A 10,562-nucleotide genomic window follows, 5' to 3' on the forward strand; every position below is an offset into this window, starting at 1 on the left:
CACCTTCGTCTACTGGGCCATGATCCGCACGATGGCCCACCGGCTTGCCCGCGGCACCCCCGTCCCCCGCTGGACTCCCAGGAAGACCACCCAGAGTCAATGACCATCAAGATTCAGGACAGGCACTCAGAGTCGGGGCGGCGTCAGCGGGGAGTTTGAGCCTGCACAGCAGGTCTGTGAACTGCTGTGCTGTGCATCCATCGAAGATCGCTGGGCACTGCTGCTGGGCTTGGTGGTCGGCGGACAGCGACGCCAGCGAGAAGAATCTTGAAAAATATTCCGGTGGCCTTTCGGGGCACTGCCCAGCGATCTGCCAGCGATCAATGGTCCGGTCGGACTAGGCACTGCCCAGCGAGAAAAATCTTGGAAAAAATTGCCGTGCTGGTGTCCGAGACATGCACAGCAGACGGTCTCTCTTTACGGCCGCGAAAACACGCTCGCCGTGAAAGGAACCTCTCGATGCCCGTATCGGACCCTGACCGCGACAGCCGCGCTGTCGTCCCCGCAGGACGGCTGGCGACCGTCTGGCCGTGCCCGCCCGGCAGTCCCGCCCGGCCGCCTGCCGGCTGGCTTCAGGCCGCCGTCGAACGGCTCGTCACCACCCACACCCGGCCCGGTGACCCGGTCCTGCTCCTGATCCAGCCCGGCCCGGACGCGCCCGCTGGAGGCCGCCGCGGGACACCGGCGGACCGGCGCGCTGATGCGGGCTGGGCCGTGGCCCGACTCGGCCGCCGTGTCCAGGTCCGGACCGCGCCCGCCGTCCGGGCGGTTCCACCGTCCGGGTCCGGACCCGGACTCGACTCCGCCGACGAGGGTCCGGACAACGACCGCAGCCCGTTGGTCGTCACGGTCGTGGACCCGACGCGGACCGGCTGGGTGCGCGGTGTCCCCTGGGCCCGCTTGCTCACCCCCGACGGGCTGCTGGCTGTGATCACCCGCAGCGACAGTGTCGACGGCTGGTTGATCGACCCCACCGCCGAGCTGACCGCCGCCGCCGGCCGCCACGGGCTCGCGCTGCTCGACCGGTTCGTCGTGGTGGAGGTCCCCCTCAACGAACTCGACCAGCCGCCCGGACCTCTGCCACGGGCGAGCGTGGCCCGCCGGGTGCACTCCGATCTCCTGCTCTTCGCCGCGCACACCGCCGTGTCGCCGATGTCGGGCGTGCCCCGATGACCGGCGCGGCCCCACAGACAGGGCGCCGCGACGGCCGGTGGGTGACGGTCTGGCCCACCGGCCGACACAGCATCGCCACCGGCCAGGCCAGCGGACCGCCTCCGCCGCCCGAGGGTGCGGCGGTCTCCCCGGCGGTAGCCGCCCACGCGATCACGGTCTACAGCCGGCCCGGAGACACGATCTGTGACCCGGACTGTGAGCCGGGAGCCGTCGTGACCGAGGCCGTGCATGCCCGCCGTCACGCCGTCGGCATCGCCACCGACCCCGGCCGGTGGGAGGCCGCCCGCGCCGCGCTCACCCGGGCGAAGGCCCGTGGCGCCCGCGGCGACGGGATGATCCTCGACCGGCTGCCCGACCGCGAGTCCTGGGCCGGACTCGGACCGGTCGACCTGGTCCTGACCGCGATCGGACCACCCGACCCCGCCGACCCGGCCGGTAACCGCCTACGCGAACGGCTGGCCATCTACCGGGACCTGCTCCGGCCCGGCGGGCACCTCGTCGTCATCGCCGCGTACCACATCGCCGGCGGGATGGACCTGGCCAGCCAGGTCGCCGCCGCCGGCCGGGACACCGGCTGGCGCCCCGTGCAGCGCGCCGTCGCGCTCACCGCCGTCCCCAACACCCGGGACCTCGGCATCGACCGGCCGACATCCCGGGCACGGGCCTACCCGGTCCACCAGGACATCATCGTCTTCCGCCCCGACGGCCGGCGAGCGCACGACCCGCGACCGCTGGACCCGCCGCCGGCACGCGCCACGTCGCCCCACCCGGCCGCCTAGACCACCCCTCCGCCGGCCGGGCCGGGGTGTGCTCACGCCGCCGCGGCCGGCTCTCGCTCTGGCTGGAGCCCCGCATGTCCGACCTGCTGCCCATCCCCACGCTGCCGCCCGCCCCGCCCACGCCGGCCGGCCGGCCCGCCTGGTGGTGGCGCCTGACCCACCGCCGCGCCGCCCGTGCCGCGCGGCAGGCACTCCTGCTCGCGGACCATCACACCTGGACCACCGGACGGGCCCGCGCCGCCCAGATCGACCTGGTCCGCGCCGGTTTCCACCTCGGGCCCGTCCCCCTCGGCTACCATCCCCGCCGCATCACCGAGCTCGGCGCTGACGGACGGGTCCGCCAGGGCATCCGCCTCGCCATCACCCCCGGCCCCGCCCACGTCATCGCACTCATCTACCGGTGGCGCGTCGAGGACGAACTCAGCCCCCGTGCGATCGCCACCCGCCTCCGCGTCGTCCACAACGACCTTCTCGTTCCCCTCGTCAGCCCCGCCACCAAGCGGCCCTGGCAGCTGACCTCCACCAACGTCGCTCGTGTCCTGGCCAACCCCGTCTACACCGGCGCCACCGTCTGGGGCCGCACCCACGCCGGCACGCCCGTCCCACCCGACCAGTGGATCATCTGCCCGTACACCCACCCGCCGATCATCGACGGCCGCACCTTTGTCCGCGCCCAGCTTCTCGCAACCCCCAAGACCGCGGTCCTCAGCCCGTACCTGCCGCCCTGGGAGTTCCCCATCGCCCCCCAGACCAGTCCAGGAACGGGAACTGACGGCGACGGTTCAGGGCCCGAGTTGCTTGATGGGCATTGGAAGTGACCGGGTGAAAGCATCGGAGCAATTCCTGCCTTCAGCTTGTTCCTGGTCTTATCCTGTTCATGGAGCAGCTTCCGGCGGCACTACGGTGGGCTGGGCTCAATGACCGGCAGACAAAGCGGGGAACGTGAATCGTCGGTCCATGTCATCATGCCGCCGACCACTCCAAGGATGATACCTCCGGTCGCGATCGCCTTGCTGAAAGTAATCCGTTCCATTCATCAGCGGCGCGCCGAAAGGGATAACCTTCAAAGGAAGATCGATAGGTCGTCGCCAACGACGAAGAATGGACAGGAGAGCTCCGGATGATCCGGTTCGCGTTCGAGGGCCGATGCTCTACCGAAGATCAGCAGGATCCCGAATCCTCACGATCATGGCAGAAAACTCGCGCCAAGGCACTGATCGAGCCGCACGGCGGCCAGATCGTCACGGAGTACTTCGACGCCGGGCAGTCCAGGTCAATTCCCTGGCAGCGGCGCCCCATGGCCAACGCCCTCCTCCAAGCCTTGAAGGATCCCAATCGTGGATTCGAGGCGGTAGTAATTGGCGAACCGCAGCGCGCCTTCTACGGCAACCAGTTCGGCCTCGTCTTCCCGCTGTTCAGCCACTACCGGGTGCCTCTTTGGGTGCCCGAGGTCGGTGGGCCGATCGATCCCAACAACGAGGCCCACGACCTCATCATGTCGGTTTTCGGCGGGATGTCCAAAGGTGAGCGTAACCGGGTAAAGGTCCGGGTGCGTGCAGCGATGGCCGCCCAGGCGAAGGTGGAAGGCCACTTCCTGGGCGGCCGTCCCCCATATGGCTACCGGCTGATCGATCTGGGCCCACATCCGAATCCGTCCAAGGCAGCGGACGGTCGGAAGCTCCACGGCCTCGCACTGGACGAGGTGGCCGCGCCCGTCGTGGTTCGGATCTTCGCCGAGTTCCTCCTCGGCCGCGGCATCTTCGCGATCGCGGAGATGCTCACCCGGGACGGCATCCCCAGTCCATCCGCCCACGACCCAGCCCGCAACACACATCGCAGCGGGAAGGCATGGTCGAAAGGGGCCGTCCGCGCGATCCTGACCAACCCCCGCTACACCGGCCGGCAGGTCTGGAACCGCCAACGTAAGGACGAGGTACTCCTCGACGTCGAGGACGTCAGCCTCGGACACACCACCAAGCTGCGGTGGAACCCCGCAGACAAGTGGATCTGGTCAGAGGAGACGGCCCACCCGGAGATCATCGACACCGAGACATTCACCCAGGTGCAGGAGCTTCTCGCGGGCCGGGGCCGAGGTACAGGCGATCAGAAGACCCCGCGGACACGCCAGCCTTATGCGCTGCGTGGCACAGTTCACTGTGGTGTCTGCAATCGCAAGATGCAGGGCCACACCGCCCGCGGCGCGACCTACTACCGGTGCCGCTATCCGCAGGAGTACGCCCTGGCCAACACGATCGCCCATCCGGCGAACGTCTACGTCCGCGAGGACATCCTCGTCCCCGCGCTCGACAAGTGGCTCGCGGACACGCTCACCCCGCCCCGGCTGGCCGAGACCCTGGACGCCATGGCCGCCGCGCAGGCGAGTCCGCCCATCGACGATCTGGCCGCGCAGCGAGCCCGCCAGACGATCGAGGCGAGCAACGCCAAGCTCACGAAGTACCGCGCGGCCCTGGACACGGGAGCCGATCCGGCGATCGTGACTGGATGGATCGCAGAGGTACAGGCCGAGAAGACTGCCGCTGAGCGGGACCTCCGCGAAGCACGGGAGAACGAGGTACGGCAGCTGACACGCGACGAGATCAGTAGCATGGTGGAGTCACTTGGCGACATCGTCAGCGCCCTGGCAGAGGCGGAGCCCGTCGAGAAGACGGATCTGTACCAATCGCTCCGGCTACGCTTGACCTACCATCCCACCACCAACACGGTAAGGGCCGACATGAAGATCGACACAAGTTACCGTGGGGTAATGGATCGTGTCCGAGGGGGGACCTGACCCGTACGCCTATCCCCCACAGGTTGACGAGCTGGCCCTTTGATCTCTGGCTTGAGGCTACATATACCCCGCCGGTGCAAGTATCTCGACACCGACGACTCCCATGGGCGCCAGGAGCAGATTGCGCGCGGTCACGACGGCCGCTGGCGTTGTTCGTCGCGGGCATCAGATCCCAGTGGAGTAGATCCTGCGGATCATCCCTGGCCACGACTCGTCACTGCCATCTGGCGATCATGACGGTGGCTAACCGCAGGTCAGGGACAGTCCACGCAAGACCTCACCCGCACCAGCCACTCGATTACAAGACGGATCACCGCGTATCTCAACATACCGGCACGTGCCGCGCCGTGCCGCGACATCCGCGCACACAATGCGCACACACGTTGCCGGCGACCCCTGAATATAACAGTCATACCAGCCGATACCGGACACCAAAAGCGTGTTGGTTACGGAGGGTGGCCGATCGCGAATCAGAAGGCGTTGGACTGGCCTGTCCGGGACGGATCCAACCGGCGACCGTGCGCGGGCTGGGTGGTATCGACGGTTACTGGTTGCACTCGTCGTCGGCGCCGTCTACGTGTGAAGACCAGGAGGGCGACCCCCGGTGCCACGCCGTTCGGCTCAGGATACCGGGCTGGTCGGGCGTCGCGCGCCTTGCTCTTCAGCCGTCCCGGTCTCGGCATCTCATGGCAGCAGAACTTGCCGTTTTGGCTACTGTGTCCAAGCGGCACTGTTGCATCCGGCGACTCCAGTCGATCTTGACCGCAGATCTTCCCGTAGTTGAGCCTTCGTAGGGCTCGGTCGGCAGGTCGACGGTGCTCCAGCGACCGGATCGGGCGTCCTCCAACAGGAAGATTTTCGGTCAAGATCTCCCGGCCCCGCCGGATGCAACAGTGCCACTTCACCCGGTTGGCCGAACGGATCCGCGAGAGCGGACTGATCGTCCACGGGTTCGGCGAGGAGACGAAGACGAACCCGGGCCTGCCCGCAGCCTGCGACACCTTCGTCTTCGTCGAGACCCTCATGGCGGACATGCCACCGACACGCGCTGTGAAGCCCGACCAGGCGCTCGTACCCGCCCAGGCCGCCCCGCCAGGGGCGAGCGACGTCACGGAGAGCGTCCTGCCGAGTCCGGCAACCGGCCCGACGCAGGTCATCGCCGCCCCGCAGACAAAGACGAAGGCACAGGCCTTGGCCGGCCCTCCCAGCCGGGCGACGACCGCTGAGCTGCGCGCGGACATCGCACTCATCAGCCGACTCCGCGAGGCGGTCACGACGAACACCGGCCCCGACGGCTGGACCCACCTGTCTGCCGTCGGGTTGGCCATCCGCAAGCACCCGCGGTCGTCCTGAAGACCTACGGCTACTCCCGTCTCACGGACCTGATGGTCGCGACCGACCTGTTCGAGCTCCAGCGCAACGGCCCAGGCACAGCCGGCCCTGTCCACGCACGCGTCAAGTAGGCACTCGAAGCACCGCGACGACCGCGCCCCCGCTGCCGGTGCCGGTGCCGGTGCCGGTGCCGGTGCCGGAGGGTTGACTAGTGGCGCCCCCGGGTGATCGGCCGGCCAAGCGCGCCCGCCGCACCAGTGGCCGCGGGCGACCGCGGAAGCGGCAGTTATAAGTCGTCTGATGGCAGGCGCCGTTCAGGAACAGGCACGGCTCACCCCGCTGATCAAACGGCTGGTCCGGGGCAGGTGCCTCGACGACAGAGCTTCAGGGCGCAAATCGGGCATGGCATGCTGCCCGGATCCTGCGATGCGCGATGTCTCTCTGCAGCCATACCGGTAGGTGGGTACAAACCACCGTCCAACTTGACCAGGATCTGCACCGCGTTCGGGTCCTTGTCAAGGTCCATTCGGGCCATAGACGGTCAGGTGCTGTTCTTTGACGAGAGGATCTTGCTGCGCAAAATAGTGAATACGTCGCTCTTTCGTTGTGCTTTAGTAGATTATTGACCTCTCTACGGTTTCGTGACGCGGGGGGGCGTGAGCGATGTCGTCATCGGGTGTGCCGGCCTGGTTCCAAGAGGCAGTGGCTGTGTTTGGAGCTGACTGCAGGAAGAAACTCGCTGGGCCGGGCGGGCGGGAGGCCGCAATCCGCGGCCCGCTGGAGACTCTGCTGAAGACAGTCGGCCTGCACCTGGACGTTCCCGCCGTCTTCCACGACGAGGTCCGTGAAGCCGACCGGCGGGTCCGCCCCGACTACGGGGTGGCCGTGGACGGCGCCATCAACGGATACATCGAGGTCAAAGCCCCTGGCAAGACGATCGACCCGGACGACTTCGCCGGACATAACCTCACCCAGTGGACCCGCCAGCGGGACCTCCCGAACTTGATCTACACCAATGGCACGCACTGGCGCCTCTACCGCGACGGCACCCTGCGCTCCGGGCCCGTCGTCCTTGCCGGCGGGTCCTTGACCCGCGCCGGCCGCAGACTCCAGGCCGTCGACGGCCTGGAAACACTGCTGACGGACTTCCTGCGCTGGAAACCCACGCCAATCACCTCGGTGAACGTGCTCGTCAGGGCGATCGCGCCACTGACCAGGCTGCTACGCGGGGAGGTCCTCGACCAGCTCGCTACCGAACGCCGCGCGATCAGTGCCGGAGCGGATCCCGACGTCCAACCGTTCACGGGCCTGGCCCGAGACTGGCGCGCCCTGCTGTTCCCCCAAGCCGACGACGCAACCTTCGCCGACGGCTACGCCCAGACCGTGACCTTCGCACTGCTGCTGGCTCGCACCGAAGGCATCCTCGTGGCAGACACGGCGCTGCACCAAATCGGCGTCGAGCTCGGTACTGGGCATTCCCTGATGGGGAAGGCGTTACAACTGCTCACCGACGATGTTGTCGCCGACTTCCGGGTCACTCTCGACCTGCTCGTCCGGGTTATAGGCGCGGTCGACTGGCCGCGGGTCCGCACCAGCGGCAAGGACACCTACCTGCACCTGTACGAGGACTTCCTCGAGCTCTACGACAACGAGCTCCGGAAGAAGTCCGGGTCGTACTACACCCCCCGCAAGCTGGTTGAACAGATGGTCCGCCTCGTCGAGGAAGCCCTGGTCACCCGGCTGGGGAAGACCGCCGGGTTCCGGGATCCGACGGTGCTGACCGTCGACCCGGCGATGGGCACCGGCACCTACCTACACACCATCCTGGAAACCGCGGCGACCGCGGCTGCGAGTGAGGACGGTCCGGGCGCGGTCGCCGGGGTCATCTCCCAAGTCGCCAAACGGTTGGTCGGATTCGAGATGCAGATGGGCCCCTACGCAGTCGCCGAACTGCGTACCGCGGACCTGCTGGCCTCCTACGGGGCTGCCCCACCAGCGGAGGGAATGCGACTCTACGTCACCGACACCCTCGACGACCCACACGCCGCGCAGACCCAGCTCGGTTCCGGCCTGCAACTGATCGCCGCGTCCCGCCAGCAGGCAAACAGGGTGAAAGCCACCTCAAATGTCACTGTCGTCATCGGCAACCCGCCCTACAAGGAACTGGCTCTCAAGGGCGGCGGCTGGGTGCAAAAAGGCGGCGAAGGCCAAGCTCCGATCTTGGATGACTTCCTGGCAGGAGTGCCGGGGAGCTTCCGGGCGAAGGTGAAGAACCTTTACGTCTACTTCTGGCGATGGGCCACGTGGAAGGTGTGGGAGTCCACCAGCACCGAGGACACCGGGATCATTTGCTTCATCTCCACCTCCGGTTACCTGACCGGCCCGGGGTTCACCGGAATGCGTGAGTACCTGCGCCGGTATGCCTCCGATGGGTGGATCATCGACCTGACCCCGGAGGGACAGACTCCCGATATCCCGACCAGGATCTTTCCCGGAGTGCGTCAGCCGCTGGCGATCGGCCTGTTCCTGCGGACCCCGGGAACGAGTCCACAAATGCCCGCAAAGATTCGCTACCGGACAGTCACCGGCCGCCGAGAGGAGAAGTTCGCCGCGCTCGCCGAGATCGGTCTGGACGACGGCCGGTGGCGAGAGACCCGCCGTGACTGGACCGACCCGCTCACCCCGGCCGCCGACGGCGGATGGGACACCTACCCGGCTGTCTCCGACCTGATGCCCTGGTACTCGCCGGGAGTCTTCCCGACCCGTACCTGGGTGTACGCTCCGACCCCCGAGACGTTGGTGCAACGCTGGCAAACCCTTCTGAGTGAGACCGATCCGGCCGAACAGGCGGTCCTGTTCAAGGAAGGTCGGGATGCCACCCTGACCAAGCGAAAGCAGCCTCTGCCCGGGCTGGACACCCACCAGGTGACCCACAACCCGATCCGCTCGGACAGGTCAACCAAGCCGCGGCCCGTACAGGTCGGCTATAGATCATTTGATCGACAGTGGATCATCCCCGACAGCAGGCTGATGGACATGCCTCGCCCCGCCCTCTGGGCGGCCCGGATCCCCGGTCAGGTATTTGTCGTAGAGCAGCATTCCAACCGAATAAGCCCCGGCCCCGGGCTAGTTTTCTCGGCACTGATCCCAGATTTCCATTACTTTAAAGGAAGTGGCGGTGGGAGAACTCTCCCTTTCTTGCACCCCGACCGAACGCCGAATCTTGCGCGGGGATTAGTGGAAACGCTGACCGATGCGCTTTCTTGTCCTGTCGCAGCAGCCGATGTGCTCGCTTACGTCGCGGGCCTTACCGCACATCCTGGCTATACCAGCACCTTCACTGACGAGCTGAGTACTCCGGGTATCCGTATCCCGATCACCGCGGACCGGGACCTGTGGGCCAGGGCCGTCGCCATCGGTGAGGAGGTTCTCTGGCTCCATACCTATGGCGCCACCGACATCGGCCGCCCGCCCGGGAACATCCGGTTTCCTCAGGAAGATAGCCGCCAGCCACTATCCATCAAGGGGATCGGCGCGATGCCCGGAAGCCTACGATACAACCCACAGCAGCGCACCCTCGCCATCGGCGACGGTGAGATTAGCCCGGTGCGGCCGGAAGTCTGGGCGTACACCGTCGATGGTAAAAACGTGGTCAAATCCTGGTTCAACTATCGAAAGAAAGACCCCGGTGGACGACGGTTCTCCCCGCTCGACGGGATACACTCGACCATTTGGGATCCGATCTGGACCACGGAGCTACTCGACCTGCTTACAGTCCTGACCCGACTCGTCAACCTCGAACCCGCCCAGGCCGAGGTTCTCACCGATGTACTGGCCGGGCCGATGTTGTCACGCAAGGCACTTCAGGTTGGTGGGACACTGTGGCCGGACGGACCGAAGGACCGCAAACCGCGCCGAAGCCTAACCACGGCCGCCACCCCCGGGACTCTCGACATCTGACCTCGGACCGTCTGACACGGCGGGATCACCTCGCGGTAGGCACTAATCAGATCATGTGATCACCCGTTCGGTGGCATGTAGATGACCTGAAGCCAATATGATCACCAGGTGTCGATCTCGATGCCCCGGATTACGAGTCCACCTTTGGGGCGCCTACGATCAGTACCATGGGTACGAGGATGAAGACAGCCGATACGCCCGGCCCCCACACTTGGCGGGGCACTGTTGCATCCGGCGGGGCCGAGAGATCTTGACCGAAAATCTTCCTGTTGGAGGATGCCGGATCCGGTCGCTGGAGCACCGTTGACCTGCCGACCGAGCCCTACGAAGGCTCAACGAGTCTGTTGCATTGTGGGAAGGCAGGGCATGGTTGACCCTGCCGAGCGGGTGGTCAGATCGCGAGGGTGAGTTCGGTGAACGCGGCTGTCAGCCGTGTGTGCGGGTCGGTGTCGGTCCCGAGTTCGTAGTGGCCGCGGCGGATGTTCTGGACGAAGGCGTGCCCTGCGCTGATCGTCTGGGCGGAGCGC

6 protein-coding genes and 1 pseudogene are annotated in these 10,562 nt (G+C 66.8%); 6 read left to right on the plus strand and 1 reads right to left on the minus strand.

All coding sequences use genetic code 11. The annotated features are described in order from the left end of the window. The first annotated feature begins 459 nt into the window (after window positions 1–459). The 6 genes from AB1460_RS33325 (at window position 460) to AB1460_RS33350 (ending at window position 10,035) form a co-directional block, all read left to right on the plus strand. Entirely contained in the window at window positions 460–1,173 is a 714-nt protein-coding gene (locus AB1460_RS33325; RefSeq protein ID WP_368966216.1) for a hypothetical protein, read from the plus strand. 41 nt (window positions 1,174–1,214) lie between these two features. Beyond that, window positions 1,215–1,952: an SAM-dependent methyltransferase gene (locus tag AB1460_RS33330; protein ID WP_368966218.1), complete on the plus strand. Its 738-nt coding sequence runs from the start codon at window positions 1,215–1,217 to the stop codon at window positions 1,950–1,952. A gap of 74 nt (window positions 1,953–2,026) precedes the next feature. Continuing rightward, window positions 2,027–2,770: a recombinase family protein gene (locus tag AB1460_RS33335; RefSeq protein WP_368966219.1), complete on the plus strand. Its 744-nt coding sequence runs from the start codon at window positions 2,027–2,029 to the stop codon at window positions 2,768–2,770. 302 nt (window positions 2,771–3,072) lie between these two features. Then, the gene (locus AB1460_RS33340; protein ID WP_368966221.1) at window positions 3,073–4,743 is read left to right on the plus strand and encodes a recombinase family protein; all 1,671 of its coding nucleotides are present in this window, start codon (window positions 3,073–3,075) and stop codon (window positions 4,741–4,743) included. 885 nt (window positions 4,744–5,628) lie between these two features. After that, window positions 5,629–6,096, plus strand: a complete 468-nt coding sequence (locus tag AB1460_RS33345; RefSeq protein ID WP_368966223.1) for a hypothetical protein — start codon at window positions 5,629–5,631, stop codon at window positions 6,094–6,096. A 642-nt stretch (window positions 6,097–6,738) separates the two neighbouring features. Next, window positions 6,739–10,035 (plus strand): type ISP restriction/modification enzyme, encoded by a 3,297-nt coding sequence (locus AB1460_RS33350; RefSeq protein WP_368966225.1) that lies wholly within the window; start codon window positions 6,739–6,741, stop codon window positions 10,033–10,035. Window positions 10,036–10,426: 391 nt separating this feature from the next. Here the strand turns inward: AB1460_RS33350 and AB1460_RS33355 are convergent. Then, window positions 10,427–10,562 (minus strand): annotated as a pseudogene (locus tag AB1460_RS33355) (IS6 family transposase); the annotation flags it as partial.

The sequence above is a fragment of the Parafrankia sp. FMc2 genome (assembly GCF_041008525.1).
GTDB lineage: Bacteria > Actinomycetota > Actinomycetes > Frankiales > Frankiaceae > Parafrankia.